This window comes from Pseudomonas sp. LBUM1653, assembly GCF_059716115.1.
Genome location: NZ_CP166803.1, coordinates 3,556,166 through 3,574,643 on the forward strand (window position 1 = coordinate 3,556,166; position 18,478 = coordinate 3,574,643).

An 18,478-nucleotide genomic window follows, 5' to 3' on the forward strand; every position below is an offset into this window, starting at 1 on the left:
AGCGCGCACCCGCGGAGAGGAAACAATGCAACGTATCCGGCTACTGTCGTTCCTGATCGCATTCACGGGCTGCGCGCAGGCCCAGGACAAACCCAACGTCGTCGTCATGCTGGCCGACAACGTCGGATATGGTGACATTGGCGCCTATGGCGCGGGCGAGATCCGGGGTATGCCGACCCCGCGCATCGACCAGTTGGCCAGCGAAGGCGTGCGCTTTACCCAGTTCCTCGTGGAGCCCGGTTGCACGCCCTCCCGCGCCGCGCTGCAGACCGGACGCTATTCGCCACGTTCAGGCCTTGGCAGCATCATCGTCGCGGGCACGCCGAATACGCTCCAGGCCAATGAAGTGACACTGGGAGAACTGTTCAAAAGCCAGGGCTACGCCACCAGCTTCATCGGCAAATGGCATCTGGGGTCAAGCGAGCAAAGCTGGCCGACCCGCCAGGGCTTCGACCAGTACCGGGTTGGCGTTATCGAAACCAGCGATAGCACCCTGTATCGCGACGGCATGCAGCGCAGCGGGCTTGCCGAAGCGCTTATCTCGGCATCCGAGCCGGCGATCTGGGAGTCCGAGGCGAACGGAGTTCTGAACAAAGTCCGCCCTTATACGGTGGATTACCGCCGCCAGGTGGAGGCAGATATTGCCCATTCGGCGGTGCAATACATCCAGCGCCAGGCCAAGGAGAATGAGCCGTTCTTCCTCTTCGTCGGCTGGACGAATACCCATTATCCGTCCCTGGTCGCCCCCGAGTTTGTCGGCAAGTCGCGGATTGGTCCCTATGGTGACGCGATCATGGAGCTCGATCACCGCACCGGCCAGGTGTTGGACGCCATCAAGAGCGCCGGCGTCGAAGACAACACCATCGTGATCTGGCTATCGGACAATGGCGCTGCACCGACCGAAGGGCCGGCCGAGTTCCGCGGAGGCTCGAACGGCCCGTTCCGTGGCGAGCTCGGCGATGCGCTGGAAGGGTCATTGCGTGTGCCGGCCATGATCAAGTGGCCAGGCAGGATCGCGCCACGGGCGAGCAACGCGATGGTGTCCATCCATGATGTCTTTCCAACGCTGGCGAAGATCATTGGCGCCGCGGTTCCGGCGGATCGGCCAATCGACGGCGTCGACCAGAGCGATGTCGTTCTCGGCAGGCAGGCCGCTTCCAGGCGTGAAAGCTTGATCACCTTCATCGGTGACGAGATCGTTGCCGTGCGTTGGCGGCAGTTTCGCATCTATCCGAAACAGTTCATCAGCTCGGCCGGCAATCCAGCCATGGCGGGTGTAGGCGGCTACCGCGCCGAACTGACCGGTTATCCATCGATCTTCAATATCGAGCAGGACCCCCGTGAGGAGGTCAATACCGTCGCTGTGAATGCCTGGACCCTTGCTCCGTATATGAAGTTGATCGGCCAATACATGAAGTCACTCGAGCACTATCCCAATCCAAAAGCCGTCAATCTGACGAAATTTGGTGGTTGATGTCCGTGCACAATCCCCCCTCTGTAAGGCGATAGTCGCGAAACTGCTCGCGCAACTTCATTTTTTGCAGTTTGCCCGTTGCCGTATGCGGCAGTGCCTCGACGAAAGCGACATCGACCGGCAGCCACCACTTCGCTACCCGTGTTTCCAGGTATGCCAGCAGTTCTTCCTTGCTGGCGGCCTTGCCGGGCTTGATCACCACGATCAGCAGCGGGCGCTCCTGCCATTTGGCATGAGCAATACCAATGACGGCCGCCTCGGCCACCGCTGGATGGCCGACGGCGGCGTTCTCCAGGTCGATCGAGGAAATCCATTCGCCACCGGACTTGATGACATCCTTGGCGCGGTCGGTGATCTGCATGTAGCCATCGCAATCGATGGTGGCGATATCACCGGTGTCGAACCAGCCGGCATCATCGAGAATGCTCGCGCCCTCCCCCCGGAAATATTGCTTGGCGATCCACGGCCCCTTGACCAGCAGATGACCGGAGGCCTTGCCATCACGGGGCAACTCGGCGCCCTCCTCGTCGACGATCTTCATGGACACGCCGAACAGCGCTCGCCCCTGCTTGGCCTGCAGGTCAAGCAATTCAGCCGGCGACGCATCGCGATGTTTGGGCAGCGGGTTGCAGACAGTGCCCAGTGGCGACATTTCGGTCATGCCCCAGGCATGCAGCACCCGGGCACCGAAACGGGTTTCGAACGTCTCGACCTGGGTCCTCGGTGCCGCAGCGCCGCCAATCACCACCCGATTCAGGCACAGGTCCGCCACCGGGTCCAGGCCACGGGCTTCGACGTGTTGCTGCAACATCATCCACACCGTCGGCACACCCAGGGCCAGCGTCACCTGTTCGGTACGCATCAGCTCGTAAAGGCTCTCGCCGTCCAGCGCCGGGCCCGGTAGCACCAGCCTGGCGCCGCACATGGCCGCCGCGTAGGGCATGCCCCAGGCATTGACGTGGAACATGGGCACCACCAGCAGCGCCGAATCCGCCGACGACAGGCCAAAGCCCTCCGATGTGCACAGCCCCAGGGAATGCAAAATCGAGGAACGGTGCGAAAACAACACGCCTTTCGGATTGCCGGTGGTGCCCGAGGTGTAGCACATCGAGGAGGCCGCCCTTTCATCGAGCACAGGCCAGTCGAACACACTGCTCTGGCCGTCGATCAAGTCCTCGTAACACAGCAGATTGGGCACCTCGATGTCCGGCATCCGGCTGCGATCCGTCAGGGCGATGAAGGCTTTGACGGTCTTCATTCGCGGCGCGAGCTGCTCTACCAGCGCGGCGAACGAAAGGTCGAAAAACATGTACTGATCTTCAGCGTGGTTGGCAATGAATTCGATCTGCTCGGGAAACAGGCGCGGGTTGATGGTATGCAGCACTGCACCCATACCCGACACACCGAAATACAGCTCCATATGCCGGTAACCGTTCCAGGCCAGCGTGCCAATCCGTTCACCGGGTTGCACCTCAAGTGTGGTCAGGGCATTGGCCAGTTGTTTGGCACGCCGGCCGATATCGGCATAGGTGCAGTGATGCATCGGCCCTTCGATCGTGCGCGAGGCAATTTCGATCCTCGGATGCGCCGTGAGCGCGTGTTCGAGAACCGATGAAATCAGTAGCGGTTGATCTTGCATCAATCCCAGCATGGTTTCGTGCTCCATTCAGATTCTTGTTTGAGTGCGCCGGTCGGTGCCGACGCGGATTAATCGGTATCTGTCAGATCCTGGCTCAGCACACCCTGTGGGCCGAACAGCGCCAGTTGGCTATCGCCCAGCGGCGCGAGTGCGGCGAGGTTCTGCCGGTCGGCGCGGACCTGCGCCTGGAAGTGCTGCAGGCCCTGATCGGCAACGGCTACCAGCCCGCCATTGCCCACCAGCGCTACGCGACCGTCGCTGAGTTGGCCGACCGCAGTGATGGCTTCCTGGCTACCGCTGTCCCTGGCGTGCCAGGTATCGCCCAGGTCGTCGCTGACCAGCATCCGCCCGCTCATGCCTGCCAACAGAACGCGGCCATCGCGCAGGCTCGCGCCAGCCCACAACGAACCGCTGACGCCGGTATCCAGGGTTTCCCAGGTCGCTCCATTGTCAGGAGACCGGTAGGCGCTACCGCCCTCCCCGGCGATGAACAGGTGGCCATCGCGCCCGGCAAAGATCTGGTTGAGGTGGTAATCGTCGCCGTCACTGCTCACGCTCAGGCGCTGCCAGCTGCGACCACCATCGCGGGTTTCGCTGGCGTAGCCGTAGGCGCCGACGACAATGCCGTGCCGGGTGTTCTCGAACCAAACCGACAACAGCACGGGTTTACCTTCCAGGGGCGATTGCAATGACCAGGTGTCACCGCCGTCTTTGGTACGCAGCAACACCCCGCCATGCCCCACGGCCCAGCCGTTTTGCCCATCGGCGAAACTCAACGCCGTCAGCAGTCCATCCACCGGCACGGCCTTGGCCTGGTGCCAGTGCTTGCCATCGGCAGACAGCACCACCACACCGTGATCACCCAGGGCGACAAACCCCGAGCCCGCCTTGCTGACCGCCACCAGCGGCGCTAGTTGCGTCTGGGTCAGGCGCATGGCGGGTAGCTCGGCACCCTGGCCATGCAGTACCTGGCCTGCCAGGCCGAACAACGCAGCGATAGCTAACATGCGTGGCAGCGAAATCGTTTTGTTCGACATTTCACATCCCCCCATCAATGCGCAATCAGAGGCGCACGGACAGGCCCCCGTCGCGGAATCAGCACGTCCAGCATCACGGCGATGGCCGGCAGCAGGGTGATCGCCATCAGCATGTTGACCATGAACATGAAGGTCAGCAGCAACCCCATGTCGGCCTGGAATTTCAAGGCCGAGAACAACCAGGTCGCCACGCCGATGGACAAGGTGATGGCGGTGAATATAGTCGCCACCCCCACCTCGCGCAGGGCAAGCTTGAACGCCGTGACGATGTCCAGCCCTTCGGCCAGGTGCAGTTGCAGGCGGTTGTAGATGTAGAACGCGTAATCCACACCGATGCCCACGGCCAGCACCATCACCGGCAAGGTCGCGACCGTCAGGCCGATGTCCAGCGTCTTCATGAACCAATAGCCAAGGAAGGTCGCCAGGGTCAGCGGCACACAGCAGGCGACCATCGCCCGCCAGTCGCGGTAGACCAGCAACACCAACAGCACGATGGTCAGGTAGACGTAGAGCATCATCGGCAACTCGCAGGATTCGACGATTTCGTTGGTAGCCGCCTGCACCCCGGCGTTGCCACTGGCAAGCCGTACCGTGATGCCGTGCACGGGGTGTTGCGCCCGATACTGTTGCACCGCTGCGACCACGGTTTTCAGGGTGGTCGCCTTGTGGTCGACCAGGTACAGGTTGATCGGCAATACCGTACAATCGGCGTTGTACAGGCGCAGCACCTCGGGCACCTGGCGCACGGCTTCGCCGATACTCAGTTCATCGACCGGCAGCGCTGCCCATTTCGGGTTGCCCTCGTTGACACCCGAGGCCGAGAGCTTGGTCAGTGCCGGCAGCGATTGCGCCGACAACACCCCCGGCACGTTGGCCAGGAACCAGGTCAGGCGGTCGGCGTAAGCCATGACTTCATGCTGGTAGCAACCGTTTTTCGGCGTTTCCACCACCACGGTAAACAGGTCCAGCCCCAGGCCGAAATGACCGACCACGCTTTCTACGTCCCGGTTGTAGCGCGAGTCGCTGTGCAGTTCGGGCGCGCCCGGTAACACGTGGCCGACATGCCGGCCCTGGCTCTGCCAGACAGCGATGCCGAGCAGCACCAGGCACAACACCGAGCCGATCGCCGCATTGCGGGTCTCGGCCAGGCGCCCGAGTTTGCTCATGACGCCATCGCGCCAGGTTTGCAGGTGTTTGACCCGGTTGACGTAGGCCTGGTCGAAATGGAAGAAGCTGGCCAGCACCGGCAGCATGATCAGGTTGGTGACGATCTTGTAGGCGACCCCGACCGAGGCGGTAATCGCCAGTTCGCGAATCATTGGAATCGGTACCAGCACCAGGGTGGCAAAGCCAACGAAGGCGGTAATAAGCGCCAAGGTGCCGGGGATCAGCAAACCACTGAAACTGCGGCGAGCAGCGGTCATTGCATCGGCACCGTTGCACACTTCCTTGGAGATGAAGTTGACCTGTTGCACGCCATGGGACACGCCGACGGCGAACACCAGGAACGGCACCAGAATCGCCAGTGGGTCAAGGCCGAAGCCAAGCAAGGTGATGGTACCGAACTGCCAGACCACCGACACCAGCGAACAGCACAGCGGCAGAAAGGTCAGCACCCAGGAGCGGGTGTACCAGTACACCGCGGCCAGGGTCAGCAGGAAAGCCAGCGCAAAGAAACCCATGACGCTCGTCGCGCCGGCGCCGATGTCACCCATTTGCTTGGCGAAACCGATGATCTGCACGTCATAGGCGCTGTCTGCAAACTTGGCGCGGACATCGTCTTCCAGGCGTTTGCTGAATTCCAGGTAGTCCAGGCGTTTGCCGGTCTGCGGGTCCGGGTCGGCGAGCTCGGCCACCACCATGGCCCCCGAATAGTCGTTGGCCACCAGGCTGCCGACAAAGCCGCCGACGATGGTGCGATCACGGATGCCAACAATCGCCTGCTCATCAAGGGTGCCGACCGTGACGTCACCGCCGATCACATCTTCGGCCTTCATGCCCTCCTCGGTGATCTGCACCGCGCGGGTATTGGGGGTCCACAGCGAAGTGACCGTGCGCCGGTCGATGCCCGGCATGAAAAACAGCGTCTGGGTCAGGTCGTAGAGCCGGGTCATGGCCTGGGTGTTCCAGATGTCGCCGTTCTTGGCGTGCAGCACCACGATGACGCGGTTGGCACCGAACAGCACGTCCCGGTACTTGTTGAAGGTCTGAATGAATTCGTGCTGCTGGGGCAGCTGCTTGTCGAAACCGGCGGACATGCGCAGCTGCGAGGCGAAACCGGCCATGACCAGTGTGACCAGGGCCAGCACCGCCAGGGTCGACAGACGACGTCGAAAGAACAACCGCTCGAGACCGAGCACAAGAGAAGCCAGCATGATGAGCCTTCCTGAAAAACGCGAATAAGCTTCCCTCAGCCCATGGCCGAGGGAAGCCACGACGTCAGAACGAGTAGGAAATGTTGCCGCTCAAGAAGTCGCGGTCAGCCATCAGGTTGTTATCCCCGCCTCCCCAGTACTGCACCCATTGCAAACCACCCTTCCAGCGGTCGCGGTAGTTGAACAGCAACGAACTGGTGAGTGACTTGCGACCTTCGACGAAAGGCAGGGCATTTGGCGTGGTGCCGTGTACGTCGTGGGCGAAGTCCAGTTGCGGCGTCAGGGTAATCCCGCTGTCAAAAAGGTTCGGGTAGTTGATACCCAGCTCGGTGATGTAACCCCATGAGGTTTTATCCGGCAGCGAATAATCCGGCAGGAAGTAAGGCGTCTCACCCGAGGTATCCAGGTCCGGGTAATGGGTCACTACCGCCTCAGTCAGCAGGAAACCGTCGGAAGCACCCAGGCTGGTCGGGATAAACCCGAGCGGGTCGTTGGCCGAGAAGGTGTAGATAGCATTCACGTGAGCCTGCCATTTCTTCTCTTCGACAAAGCCTTTGTTGGTGCCAGTGTCGTACACACTGAACTTGTTGAACTCCCCGGTGAACGCCTGGCCAAAGGGCACCGTGGGGTCGATGCCGACGCTGTCGTTGGGCCGATAGGACAACTCCGCTCCAACGGCCACCGGACCGGCCATGGTATTGAGCGACAACCCGTACAGGTTCTTGTCTTCGCCGTAGTTCCAGAAGTAGTTGTCGACCACCAGCCCATCCGGGTTGGAAGTAGCGGTGTATCCCACGAAGGGCAGTTTGTCGTGATAGCGCTGGTAGAAGAAACCGAACTCGGTGGCGATCTCCTCCACCGTCCAGCGCAGGGCGACGCCATATTGGCCGCTGTTCTTGGCCGAGCGCTCGCCGGCAAACGGAACCGCCAGGCCATTGGCGACCAACGTGGCGTCGTCCAGGCCGCTGATCAACGGCTCGCCGCAACGACCGGTGGGTGTCAGCGAGGCACAGGTACCGGCGCCGAGAAGGCCGTCGAGTGTACTGGTCGAGTAGTAGATCGGCCGGTTGCCCTCACCCACCACGTCGGAGTTGGAATAGTAGGTGCCCACCGGGTCGATACCGTAGGCGTTCCACTTGAATTGGTAATAGGTCTCCAGGTTCAGGTTTTCACTCAATCCCAGGTTGAACGAGGCCATGGGGGCCGGGACGAAGACCTCCTTCAATTGGGTGCCGGGCGTATGGTATTTCGTCAGGTTGAGGGCATTGATCTGGTTGATGCCGCCGGTGACGAAAATCTCTTCGCCCCAGCTGATCACCTGGTTGCCGACCTTGACCTTGGCCGGCATCTCGCCCAAATCGAAGCTCTTGGCCACCCACAGGTCGAGCAGGTCGATGCGTTCGGTGGCTTCACGATCGGCATTGTCATCGAGCTCGGTACGCCGGGTGTTATCCATCTTGAAGTCTTTCGACCAACTGACCCGACCCAGAGCGCTCCAGCCATCACCGAACTTCAGGCTCAGCTCATGGGTGCCCTTCACCACCTCGGAGAACACATCGTGCTTGTTGTAGTTCAGATCGCCGTCGTCGGAGTTGGTGTAATTGATATCGGCATTGGCGTAGCCGTTGCCGCGGCTCAAGTTGTAGAACTCCCCCAACCCGGTATTGGTGCCGTCGTTGCAGCCGCCGCTGTCACCGCCGAGCAAATGGCAGTCAGGCGATTGCAGGCGCGTGGCGAAGCCGTATGACAGCGTGGAGTCGAAACTGCCGGAAATGCCGTCCTCTGAGCCAAAGCGCATGGCATGACTGGCATCCATCCACATCAGGCTTGAAGCGGCCATGACTGCCAGGGCCAGACTGTTTTTTGCGCGCGCGAAGCCCGGCGCGGCTTGGGCCGCGCCTTTTTTATTGTTGTTCATAGCTCTACCTTTACGCGAAGTGACTGCTGCTTAACGTTCGCCGCTGCGGCGCAGTTCGTTGGAGTTGAACAGTTTGTCGCTGACCCGGCCTTCGAGTCCGGCGGTCAGGTCGAGCACCTCGCCCTCTTGGGTGAAGCCGTCGGCGATGTAGCGTCGTGCCACGAGGTCGTAGCTCACGTACTCGAAGCCGGTGCAGGACTGGGTCTGCGGGTTGGCCCAGACGCTGCCTTCCTGCACGCGCCAGAGATTGCCCTTGGCGTCGTACATGTCCACGTGCAACAGCGCCCAGCTGTCTTCGTCGACGAAAAACACGCGCTTGGCGAATGAATGGCGCTTGTCCGCCTTCACCGTGGCTTCCACCACCCAGACCCGGTGCTGCTCATAACGTTGCGCATCGCGATTGAGGTAGTCCTGTCCCATCAGCTTCTCGTACGTGTTGCTCTTGTCGATCAGCTTGTAGGAGTTGTAAGGCACCATCATTTCCTTCTTGCCGATCAGCTTGAAGTCATAACGGTCCATCGCCCCGGTGAACATGTTGATCTGGTCGACGAAGTACAGGCTGTCGGTGCCGGCAATCGGATTGTCGTAAGCGAAGGATGGCGCACGGCGCACGCGGCGCTGGCCGGGGAAATAGATCCAGGAGTCCTGCGGTTTGTCGAGGTAGCCGTGCACCAGATACATTTCGCCAGCGCGCGATGGCGGTGTCAGCACGTCGTAGAGCATCTTCGCCTCGAAGTCGCCGGCATCGACCGGGCTTTTGACCGCCGCATCGTTGTAGGGGTAATACTCGCTGGCCCACTGCTTGAGCTCGGACAGCTCACCGCTCTTCTCGCGAAGCAGCATCGATACCTGGGCGCGGCGCCCCTTGGCCATGTAGCGCAGCTTGTAGTTCCACATCACCTCGATGCCACTTTGCGGTACCGGGAAAGGAATCGCAGCGCCGGCCGCTTGCTCCAGGTTCCAGCCGTCGCTGCCGATCTTGCTCTGTGCGGCGAATGCTTTGGTGCGCTGGGCAATTTCGGTCGGGAAGGTACAGCTGCGGTGCGTCGGGTAGACGTCCAGGCGGTAACCCGGATAGGCCTTGATCAGTTCCACCTGACCAGGAGGCAACTGTGCCTGATATTGCGCAAGGTTCTTGGCATCGATGGAGTACAGCCGCTTGTCAGCGCTGTAAGGGTCGCCGTGGCCGGGCTTCCAACCGGCCGGTGCCTGGGTGAGTCCGCCGCTCCAGGCTGGAATGCTGCCGCTGGCATTGCCGGCTTTTTCTGCACCGAACGGCGTCAGCTCGTTGCCTAACTTGCCCAGGTCGGCCGGGGTTGCCGCGTGGGCGCCGCAAGCGCTGAACAGTGCAACCAGGGCGCTGGCGAGCAAGGACTTGTTGAGTTGAATATTCATGTCACTCTCCCATTGTAATTATTGTGCAGGAGCGCCCGGCGCCTGACGCCGGGGTGAAACGTGGTTCAGGCGCAGACTGGCCTGGCGGCAACCCGGCTGGCGCACCAGCCGAAACCCAGGGCTGAACCCAGGTAGACCGCTGCCAGGCCCCAGCCGAGCGGGTTCATCGCACCCGCCGTGACTGCGTGAACGATGATGCCGGCGCACACAAGATCGGAGCCGATCAGCAACAGGGCGTCGCGGCGTGGCAGGTCTTCGAGACGGCGGATGAACCAGAAGCCCAGACCGACAGCAAGGTACGTAGCGCCGAGGAGACGGCCAAGGAGCATGCCGTCGGCCCCCAGTGGCATGCCCACCCATTGGAAGATCAGGCTTGGGTCGACCAGCAGCACCGCAGCGACAGCTACGGTCAGCACGCACTTGGGTTTGGTGTAGATCGTGATGCTCATGACGTGGGTCCTTGTTGACTGAGGAAACATGTAAGGGCCGGATTTGCGTAGCGGCCCTTCATCCCAGCAGCTTCCGGGTTCGCATGGCTGCCTTGCCGCCAGCGGCGATCGCTCCGTCAATGCAGCCGCGCCAGCCCTCACCGTGGTCGCCCTGGCCGAAGAAAATTCGGCCGCTGTCCTTCTGGAAGTGCGCGTAGTACTTCTCGAACCATTGCGATTTGTAGCTGGCGTAGGTGCCAAGGCTGTAAGGGTCGAGAGTCCATTCGTGGCCGTGGGTGCTTTCGACCTGGATGCCTGGAAAGAGCGGCTCCAGAATCGACTGGACGGCCTGGATGTCGTGGAAATCGACCTTGGCCGGATCGTTGCCGAAAGCGACGAACAGGGTGTGGTCGTCGCTCACGTAGTGCGCCATTACCAGGTTGACCGGGTAATTGGAGTCGGCCATGGCAGTGACTTTCGCCGACTTGGTATATCCGCCCCTGGCCTTGACGTAGAACTTGATCCCCTGGCCACTGTGTCTCTGCTTGCCCGCTTCGATCAGCTCAGGATCCAGCGCTGGGGAAAATTCCAGGTTTGGCAGGACGTTCATTGGCAGCGCGATGATGACGCTGGCAGCGATGATTTTTTCGCCTTTCTGAGTGGTCACCACGGTGTGGTCGCCCTTGTCTTCGATCTTTTTGACCGGGGTCGACAGGCGCACTTGCGGCTTGCCGTCTTCGATCATCTTGTCGATCAGGGCGACGGTGCCGTCCTTGAGTTTGTAACGCACGACAGCGTCGTTGAAACCCTGCAGGTTCCAGCCTGAGAGCGCCCAGTAACGCAGCATGTCGACGTAGGACACCTGATCCAATGGCGAATTGGCCGTTGCGCCGACGAAGCTGTCGATTGCCACCCGTTGGATCGGGGTGAGCTGGAGCTCATCCAGGCGTTGCCGGGCGGTCCGCTGGTCACGGCGGATGATTTCGTTCCAGGTGTATTGAGCGTCGTAAGGGCGGTCCCAGACCTGGCGCGCCTCGGTATAGAAGGCATCCAGGGCTTCATACAGCGGCAACAACTGCTCGCCGCTCAGCGTGTGGGTCGTGTCCCCGACCTTGACCACATACTCTTCTTTATCCAGCACCACGCCGCTGACCGGCGTCTCCAGCACCTCAAGGCCATAGCGTTCTTTCTCGGCCCAGACAAAGGGCTGCGTCTGGTGAATCCAGGTGCCACCCATCTCGACCTTGTGGCCGTCGAATTCGGAGGTGAAGGTGCGCCCGCCCAGGCGGTCGCGCGCCTCCAGCAACAGGGTTTTGTAGCCGTTCTTGCGGCTGTCGCGAGCCGCCGTGACACCGGCGAAGCCACCACCGATCACCACCACGTCGTAGTCGCAACCCGCGGTCTTGCAGTGATCGCCCGACGCTGCGGTGGCATGGGTCACGACCCCTGCCCCGGCGACAGCCACCGCGCCCACTCCGGCACCGTGCAAAAACTTGCGACGGCTGACGCCCTTGGCGCCGCTCTCATGCTCTGCCATTCACCCACACCTCGTGTTTTTGTTAGCGATGGAGGGCATGCAGCACAGCTGAAACGACCCCCGCCGAGCCAGACGAAGCCAGCCGGGACAGGTCATGCCCACCTCAGGGACAGAAGCTAACAGTGGAGGTGCGCAGGGGCTTGCCAGCGCGCGTCAAGGCGGTTGACATCTGACGTCAGCCGCAAAAAAAATTACGCGTGGCTGGCCTGGGCTTGCAGGCGATATTGCTGTGGAGAGAGTTGGGTCCAACGACGAAAGGCGCGGCTGAATGAGCTGCATTCGGCGTACCCGAGCAGCAAGGCGACTTCTGTCAGGCTGTATTGGGCCTGCGCCACATAGGCTTCGGCCAGCGAGCGGCGCACATCCTCGACCAGCAACCTGAATTCCACCTGGTGTTCGGCCAGACGCCGTTGCAGTGTGCGCGGTCCCAGGCCCATGCTCTGCGCCACCATTTCCAGGCTGGCCCCACCGCTGCTCAGGCTGCTGGCGATATGGCTTGCGAGTTGGGCGAGCAGATCGCTGACCGGTGCCCTGATCTGTCGCTGCTGTTCGAGGAAAGGTTCCAGTGCCTGGAACAGGCGTGGGTCGGAGGTGCGTACAGGCATGTCCAAAAGAGCAACCGGAAAATACAGGCGATTGTCCGGCTGTTTGAAGTGCAGCGGGCATGCAAGCACGTCTCGATGTAACGACAAATCGGCCGGCCTTTCATGCTCGAAGTCGGCCCGCTGCGGCGTCAATCGCGGGTTGTCGGTGATCTCGCGCAACAGGCTGAGGAAGAAGCCGATCGTGAACTCGGAGTCCTGGCGGCGCCGCACGATGCTCGGGTCGGTGCACTGGTAAGACAGGATGACCTGCCCGCCGTCGATTTCGAAATCCACCCGAATGGCATGAGCAAACACCACGGCAAAATGACTCATGCAACGCAGTGCCAGGAGCACGGTCGGCGCACTGCGTATCGTTTGACCATAGGCGCCAAGGGCGCTGCTGACGGTCTGGATGCCGATTTGCAAGCCGATCGACGCATCCACCCTGCGTCCGAGGATCTCCCAAAGCTCGACATAATTCGCCGCGGGAATCTCTACATCGGGGGCATGCAGAATACGTTCGTCCAGGCCCGCCTCGGCCAGGAACGGGGCGAACAGTTGTGCATTCACGCGGAAGAAGCTCTCGGCGAAGATGGTCTGGGCACTGTGTCTGGACATGCTGGATAACGCCGAGTGACGCCCTTTTCCGGGCAGGTAGTTCTTATAGGGCTCACCGCCCCGTCGCGATGACATGGCCGAACCTGAAGTCATCCTAAAGGCCATGAAACATTTTGCAAAGACTCTTCGGCCAGGCATCTATCAGGGATTTTGAGTCAATCGTCGCCCCCCCACCAAGGGGGGTGAAGTCGTTTTCAGCCTCGATAAAGTCAAGACACAACAGTACGTTCCATCACTCAGTGCTTTCGAGCAGGTGAACCGATGAAAATAATAATAATGCTGTGTGCCATCGCCTCATTAGCAGCAATGGTAGCTGTCGTCACCACACGTTTTAACGACGTTTCGCTGGAGTCGCTACGCCAGGCCCGGAATGAATGCCAGGCGGTGAATCCATACGCCTGCCTCAGACCTTCGGTGAATTTTGCCTCGCTGCATTGATCGTGCTCCAAGCATCTAATTCCAGGTTATTGCACACCCGATAAATGAGGTAGTCCGTGAATCACCGATCCTTTTGGCTGGGAACCAGTCTTGCACTTTGTGTAGCTGCTGCGTATGCCGATGCACCTGCCCAACCGGCAGCCGTACCAGAGTTGCGCCCCGGTCTGTTGACCGGGTATCTGTCGCCTGAATCCTTACCCAACAGCCGCGCACTGCTTCCGGCCCCTCCCGAGCAGAATTCCGCAGACATGGCGCGTGACCAGGCGATTTCTCGCGCCACCCTCGCCTTACGGGAGACACCGCGATGGGCGCTGGCAACCGCCGACAATGATTTGCGGTTTCCGCAGGCCGCCCAGACGTTCAGCTGTGCATTGAATGCCCCGGTCAGCAGCGAAGACACACCCTATCTGTATCAACTCTTGCGTCGCTCGCTGACGGACGCTGGATTGGCAACCTATGCAGCGAAGAACTTTTACGTTCGCACACGGCCCTTGGTGGTGAATCAGGCGCCTATCTGTGCCCCGGACGCGGAACCCTTGAAAAAAGACGGCTCCTACCCCTCCGGACACAGCGCCGTCGGCTGGGCATGGGCGCTGATCCTGTCCGAGATGGCGCCTGAACGTACCGATGCCCTTCTGGCACGGGGTTTTGCCTATGGACAAAGCCGGGTGGTTTGCAATGTGCACTGGCAGAGCGACGTCGACGCGGGGCGGCTCATCGGCGCGGCCGCAGTCGCCCGTCTGCACGCTGATCCGGTATTCCTCGCCGACCTGGATATCGCCAGGCGGGAACTCGCTGCGGTACGCGCGAAAGGTCTTAAGCCGCCAAGTGACTGCCAGGCAGAGGCACAGTCACTCGCCACTCACCCTTAGTGGCGCCCATCTCTACAACGGGAAACCAATGCTCAGTAACTATGCGGTAGCCATTGAGTCCCTGCCCATTGTTCAAACTGTTGAAGGTAGGCATCGGTGCTAACAATCTCCGCCGCGGGAGCAGGTTCAGATTCTGCTGTGTTTTCTTCAAGCAAGAACAAGTCGACCTCAAAGATCCACTGAGAGATTCGTCCGTCACTCACCTCAAAAAAAATCAGCATGAATACCGACAACATCCAGAAAAGCACACATCCGCCTGGCAGCCTGCGCCGCACCGTCAGGCGGGTGATCATTTGCCACCTTGGAAGGCGCATGGCCCAACGCACCATCTGTGCATCAACGGCATTGTGCAGCAGCCTCTGCGCCGGCGATGCGTCCCAGCACTGAACCTGATGTCAGGCCCGCCCCACCCGCGTATTTAACGTAGTAAAGGTTGCCCACCAGCTCACCCGCGGCATAAAGCCCGTCGATCGGTCGGTCCTCTTCGTCCAACACCTGGGCCTGGCTGTTGACCTTCAATCCACCGAACGTGAAGGTGATGCCGCAAGTCACCGCGTAGGCCACGAAGGGCGGTCGATCCAACGGGTTGGCCCAGTTTGACTTGGGCAGTTCCAGTCCTTGAGTCGAACGACCGTCACGAACGGCGGGATTGAACGGCACATCGAGCTGCACTGCTGCGTTGTAGGTTTCGAGGGTGTGCAGAACGGCGGGACCGTTGATGCCCTCCATCTGCTCGATCAGCCCCTGCAGGGTCGCAGCCTGGATCCGTGTCACCTGGCGCCCGCGATACTCATCGGGCAGCAGTTCGTGGCTGTGCTGGTCGAAGATCTGCCAGGCCACACCTCCAGGTTGCGCCATGACCTTGGCGCCCATGCTGGAGTAGGTGTAGTTGCGAAAATCCTGACCTTCGTCGATGAAACGCTTGCCGTCCGCATTGACCACGACGCCGAGGTGGAAGTAGTTTTTTTGCTGGTTGAGGCAATTCAAGTCGCCCATTTGCGGGGCGTTGACGTCATAGAAAACGGCATGGCAACCGGACCAGTTACCGTGTGCCACGGCGCCCGCCTCCAGGGCCATACGGATTCCGTCACCGGTGTTATAGCGCGACCCACGAACCTTGGCCAGGTCCCATCCGGGGCCCAGGTACTGGGTGCGCCATTGCAGGTTGGCATGGAAACCACCCGTTGCCAGGACCAGGGCCCGAGCGCAAAACTGGCTGCCGTCCGCACAGTGCAACTGCCACATGCCGTCAGGATCGCGGCTGATGCGTTGGGTCCGACAGCCGTAGAAAACCTCAACGGAGTCTTTTTCCACGCGGCGAAACAGGGCATCGACCAACCCCAGGCCGCCCCCGGAAACCTCGACGGTCAGGCCGCCCCAAAAGCGGAATTTGCCATCCACCTTGAAAGCCTGACGACCATAGATAGGCATGAAGCGCACCCCCTTGCCGGTCATCCACTGCAAGGTCTCCAGGCTCTGGGTCACTACAGTGTCCAACACCTGCGGGTCGGTGCGGTATTGGCTCATGGAGGCCAACTCAGCGAAAAAATCGTCCTGGGTATAAGCGCCGAAATCACTGCTCTGGATTTCACTCTCCAGCAAGTCCGGCATCAGGCATCGCAAGTCCTCAACGCCCCGATAAGCCACGCGAAACGCGCCCCCGGTGTGCGCTGAATTACCGCCCCGCTGATCTTTCGGTGCGCGTTCAAGCAAAGCCACTCGCGCCCCTTGTTCGCGAGCCGAGAGGGCTGCGCAAAGCCCGGCATTGCCGCTGCCCAGCACGATGACATCGTAAGGTTGCATACCCGCTCCTGATCGGTGAACTTCCCAGCCGATTATCAACAGACCCCAGCAGAAGAATTAGCCTGCCCGGCCAAATAGGCTTTTCACCAAATGCGCAAGGTGATGCGCTGCATCGAGTGCGTGGGGAGCAGCCGGGGCTGACCGGTCGCGATCTTTGATCTTGTTTTTTTAAAAGCAAAGTCAAACGATCGCAGCGTTTGCTTTGGCTTTGATCTTCTTGCCCCTCGAGAGGCCGAGCGCAGGTTCTGCGCATGCGGCCTGAGAGGGCCGTTTTTTTTGCTGGATTTTTTTGGCCTATATATCCATTGCTGCGGTAACGGCCACTTATGGTTTCGCCCTTACGGCGAGTCCCTTTTTCAAACACCAAAAAGGAACCAAAAGGCTTTGCCCCACCACTCGGTGCCTCGCCTAGGCTCGGCATGCCCTCACTCCGGCATTGCTCCGTGGGTCGCCGCGATGGGCCATCCCTGGCCCAGCGCGGCTAAACCGGCGTCCTGCCGGTTTACCCACTACGCAATGCCTGCGTTCGGCCATCGTGGTTTAACGGGGCGCCCAAATCCAAAGCCAAAGCGAGGCGGCCTGACAGCCGGCCTGACTTTTACGGCTGTACCTGATCCCCCTGTGGGAGCGAGCCTGCTCGCGATGGTCGCCAACGATAACGCGCCCTGTATGGATGAACGCGTTGTCCGGACGTTAATCGCGAGCAGGCTCGCTCCCACAGGGGGATGAGTACAGTTGCAAAAATCAGGTCGGCTGTCAGGCCGCCTCGCTTTGGCTTTTGATCTTCTTGCCACATCGAGAGGCCGAGTGCAGGTTCTGCGCAGTGGGTAAACCGGCATGGATGCCGGTTTAGCCGCGCTGGGCCATGAATGGCCCATCGCGGCGGGCCCACGGAGCAGGACCGGAGCGAGGGCATGGCGAGCCACAGCGAGGCACCGAACGTCAGGGGCAAGAGCCCTTGGTTACTTGGGGCTCTTCCAAGTGACTCGCCGTAAGGGCGAAACCATAAGCGGCCGTTACCGCAGGAATGGATATGTACTCCAGCCAACAAAATCCACGTTGGCCGTTAGGACGCCTTCGCCGGCAAGCCTGGCTCCTACAGTATTTCACTCGCCGTAAGGGCGAAACCTTAGGTGGCCGTTACCGCAGGAATGGATATGTACACCTGAAAGAAACGGTCGGCTGTCAGGAATACGGTATCTACAAAGCAGGTATCGCGTCGGGCAACAGCAACAGACGATCCCCGGCAAATGCCCCGACAAACACATCGCGATCGACCTGCAATGCGGTAGACGCGCCATACAACACCCCTTCCGCTGCCCGCAGCAATTCCCGACTGGAACCCTTGAGCGGATCAATCAACGCCACCACCGCAGCGCTGGGGCAAAACTCGTCGTGGCTGAGGAAACACCTGCGAAAGGTCTGCACATCCGGCACACCGGCCGTAAGCAGCTGACCACCCGCTGTCCAGCTCAGGTTGTCCGGCAAGAAGTCGAGGACGATCTTGCTGACGACTTTTTGCCGCTTGAAATCGTACTGCCAGACTCCGCTCCCCGGCCACGCAGCAAACCATACCGACTGACCGTCCGGGCTGACCTGAATGCCATTCGGTGCCGGAGCCTGGCTGTTGGGCAGGCGGCGCAATCCCTCGCTGGGGTGCCAGGCAAGCAAATGTCCGGTGGCACGGCCATCGAGCAGTTGTTCCAGGCGCGGATCGTCTTTCATTGCACTGAAGCTGAACATGGCCGTGACCACGAAGCCGCCGTCGGGCGTAGCGGCCACATCATTGAGCATCGTGCCGTCCTGGCTGTCGACGCAGCCGCGCCAGATGGCCTTCCAGCTGTTGCCGTCGATGACTGGCTCAAGAAACTCCACAGCTTCTCGACCGTTGTGGTTGACCACCAGCAATTGCGCTCGACCATCGGCACGTCTGGTTAAATGGATGCCGTGGGCACCTATGGCGCCTTGCGGCTCCTCGCACGAAGGTTCTCCCCAACCCGCTGTTGCCTGGCGCTCGATGACCATATCGGTGACGTTGCGGGAGGCCAGCTCCATGACTCGCAGACGACTTTGATGGCTGGCGGCCAGCCCCGGTGTGGTGCTCAGGAACAGGAAACCGCCATCCGGCGAAAGCTCCAGATCCTCGGGCGGCGCCATGCCGCAGATCGGTGTGTAAGCGCTTTGCGCCACGCAGGCGGGCACTTGTGATTGAGCGGCATAGGCAGCGGTGCTGATAGCCAGCGCCAGGGCAGCACTGGCCAAACATAAATTGTTCATGATCCAACCCCGGTTTTATTTTGGTTATGCGTCCATGTGCGGGGCACAAGCCAGCCGCAGGCCTCTCGCGCCATCGCAACGAG

The 18,478-nt window shown here is 60.8% G+C and carries 14 protein-coding genes; 2 read left to right on the plus strand and 12 right to left on the minus strand.

The window, feature by feature from the left end; translation table 11 throughout:
* Positions 1-25 precede the first annotated feature (25 nt).
* Positions 26-1,474, plus strand: a complete 1,449-nt coding sequence (locus tag ACA054_RS16005) for an arylsulfatase (protein WP_497685100.1) — start codon at positions 26-28, stop codon at positions 1,472-1,474.
* Here the strand turns inward: ACA054_RS16005 and ACA054_RS16010 are convergent.
* The 9 genes from ACA054_RS16010 to ACA054_RS16050 all read right to left on the minus strand — a co-directional run bounded on the left by ACA054_RS16010 (position 1,449) and on the right by ACA054_RS16050 (position 13,454).
* Entirely contained in the window at positions 1,449-3,140 is a 1,692-nt protein-coding gene (locus ACA054_RS16010) for a 3-(methylthio)propionyl-CoA ligase (RefSeq protein WP_497685101.1), read from the minus strand. The genes ACA054_RS16005 and ACA054_RS16010 overlap by 26 nt on opposite strands.
* Positions 3,141-3,181: 41 nt before the next feature.
* Positions 3,182-4,150 (minus strand): WD40/YVTN/BNR-like repeat-containing protein, encoded by a 969-nt coding sequence (locus tag ACA054_RS16015; protein WP_497685102.1) that lies wholly within the window; start codon positions 4,148-4,150, stop codon positions 3,182-3,184.
* A 14-nt stretch (positions 4,151-4,164) separates the two neighbouring features.
* Positions 4,165-6,525, minus strand: coding sequence for an efflux RND transporter permease subunit (locus ACA054_RS16020; RefSeq protein WP_497685103.1), 2,361 nt, complete (start codon positions 6,523-6,525; stop codon positions 4,165-4,167).
* Positions 6,526-6,589: 64 nt separating this feature from the next.
* Complete coding sequence (locus ACA054_RS16025; protein ID WP_497685104.1) at positions 6,590-8,443, minus strand: DUF1302 domain-containing protein; 1,854 nt, start codon at positions 8,441-8,443, stop codon at positions 6,590-6,592.
* A gap of 30 nt (positions 8,444-8,473) precedes the next feature.
* Positions 8,474-9,838: a DUF1329 domain-containing protein gene (locus tag ACA054_RS16030; protein ID WP_497685105.1), complete on the minus strand. Its 1,365-nt coding sequence runs from the start codon at positions 9,836-9,838 to the stop codon at positions 8,474-8,476.
* A gap of 65 nt (positions 9,839-9,903) precedes the next feature.
* Entirely contained in the window at positions 9,904-10,287 is a 384-nt protein-coding gene (locus tag ACA054_RS16035) for a hypothetical protein (protein WP_497685106.1), read from the minus strand.
* A 58-nt stretch (positions 10,288-10,345) separates the two neighbouring features.
* On the minus strand, positions 10,346-11,803 hold the full coding sequence (locus tag ACA054_RS16040) for a flavin monoamine oxidase family protein (protein WP_497685107.1): 1,458 nt from the start codon (positions 11,801-11,803) through the stop codon (positions 10,346-10,348).
* 191 nt (positions 11,804-11,994) lie between these two features.
* A complete protein-coding gene (gene qhpR / locus ACA054_RS16045) occupies positions 11,995-13,080 on the minus strand; it encodes an AraC-like transcriptional regulator QhpR (protein ID WP_497685108.1) in 1,086 nt (361 codons plus the stop codon).
* A 161-nt stretch (positions 13,081-13,241) separates the two neighbouring features.
* Positions 13,242-13,454: a hypothetical protein gene (locus ACA054_RS16050; protein WP_497685109.1), complete on the minus strand. Its 213-nt coding sequence runs from the start codon at positions 13,452-13,454 to the stop codon at positions 13,242-13,244.
* A 45-nt stretch (positions 13,455-13,499) separates the two neighbouring features.
* Here ACA054_RS16050 and ACA054_RS16055 point away from each other — a divergent pair, with 45 nt between their 5' ends.
* Positions 13,500-14,315, plus strand: coding sequence for an acid phosphatase (locus tag ACA054_RS16055; protein ID WP_497685110.1), 816 nt, complete (start codon positions 13,500-13,502; stop codon positions 14,313-14,315).
* A 32-nt stretch (positions 14,316-14,347) separates the two neighbouring features.
* On the opposite strand, the gene ACA054_RS16060 is transcribed toward ACA054_RS16055, so the two are convergent.
* From ACA054_RS16060 to ACA054_RS16070, 3 genes are all read right to left on the minus strand, one after another.
* Positions 14,348-14,608 carry a hypothetical protein gene (locus ACA054_RS16060; RefSeq protein WP_497685111.1) on the minus strand — a complete coding sequence of 87 codons (261 nt, stop codon included), beginning with the start codon at positions 14,606-14,608 and terminating at the stop codon, positions 14,348-14,350.
* Positions 14,609-14,651: 43 nt separating this feature from the next.
* Entirely contained in the window at positions 14,652-16,118 is a 1,467-nt protein-coding gene (tcuA, locus tag ACA054_RS16065; protein WP_497685112.1) for an FAD-dependent tricarballylate dehydrogenase TcuA, read from the minus strand.
* A 1,200-nt stretch (positions 16,119-17,318) separates the two neighbouring features.
* Positions 17,319-18,395 carry an SMP-30/gluconolactonase/LRE family protein gene (locus ACA054_RS16070; protein WP_497685113.1) on the minus strand — a complete coding sequence of 359 codons (1,077 nt, stop codon included), beginning with the start codon at positions 18,393-18,395 and terminating at the stop codon, positions 17,319-17,321.
* Positions 18,396-18,478 lie beyond the last annotated feature (83 nt).

Bases quoted from the DNA above. Each gene is read 5' to 3' on its own strand.
- ACA054_RS16005 (WP_497685100.1), top strand. From the start codon at position 26: ATGCAACGTATCCGGCTACTGTCGTTCCTGATCGCATTCACGGGCTGC.
- ACA054_RS16010 (WP_497685101.1), bottom strand. From the start codon at position 3,140: ATGGAGCACGAAACCATGCTGGGATTGATGCAAGATCAACCGCTACTG.
- ACA054_RS16015 (WP_497685102.1), bottom strand. From the start codon at position 4,150: ATGTCGAACAAAACGATTTCGCTGCCACGCATGTTAGCTATCGCTGCG.
- ACA054_RS16020 (WP_497685103.1), bottom strand. From the start codon at position 6,525: ATGCTGGCTTCTCTTGTGCTCGGTCTCGAGCGGTTGTTCTTTCGACGT.
- ACA054_RS16025 (WP_497685104.1), bottom strand. From the start codon at position 8,443: ATGAACAACAATAAAAAAGGCGCGGCCCAAGCCGCGCCGGGCTTCGCG.
- ACA054_RS16030 (WP_497685105.1), bottom strand. From the start codon at position 9,838: ATGAATATTCAACTCAACAAGTCCTTGCTCGCCAGCGCCCTGGTTGCA.
- ACA054_RS16035 (WP_497685106.1), bottom strand. From the start codon at position 10,287: ATGAGCATCACGATCTACACCAAACCCAAGTGCGTGCTGACCGTAGCT.
- ACA054_RS16040 (WP_497685107.1), bottom strand. From the start codon at position 11,803: ATGGCAGAGCATGAGAGCGGCGCCAAGGGCGTCAGCCGTCGCAAGTTT.
- qhpR (WP_497685108.1), bottom strand. From the start codon at position 13,080: ATGTCATCGCGACGGGGCGGTGAGCCCTATAAGAACTACCTGCCCGGA.
- ACA054_RS16060 (WP_497685111.1), bottom strand. From the start codon at position 14,608: ATGATCACCCGCCTGACGGTGCGGCGCAGGCTGCCAGGCGGATGTGTG.
- tcuA (WP_497685112.1), bottom strand. From the start codon at position 16,118: ATGCAACCTTACGATGTCATCGTGCTGGGCAGCGGCAATGCCGGGCTT.
- ACA054_RS16070 (WP_497685113.1), bottom strand. From the start codon at position 18,395: ATGAACAATTTATGTTTGGCCAGTGCTGCCCTGGCGCTGGCTATCAGC.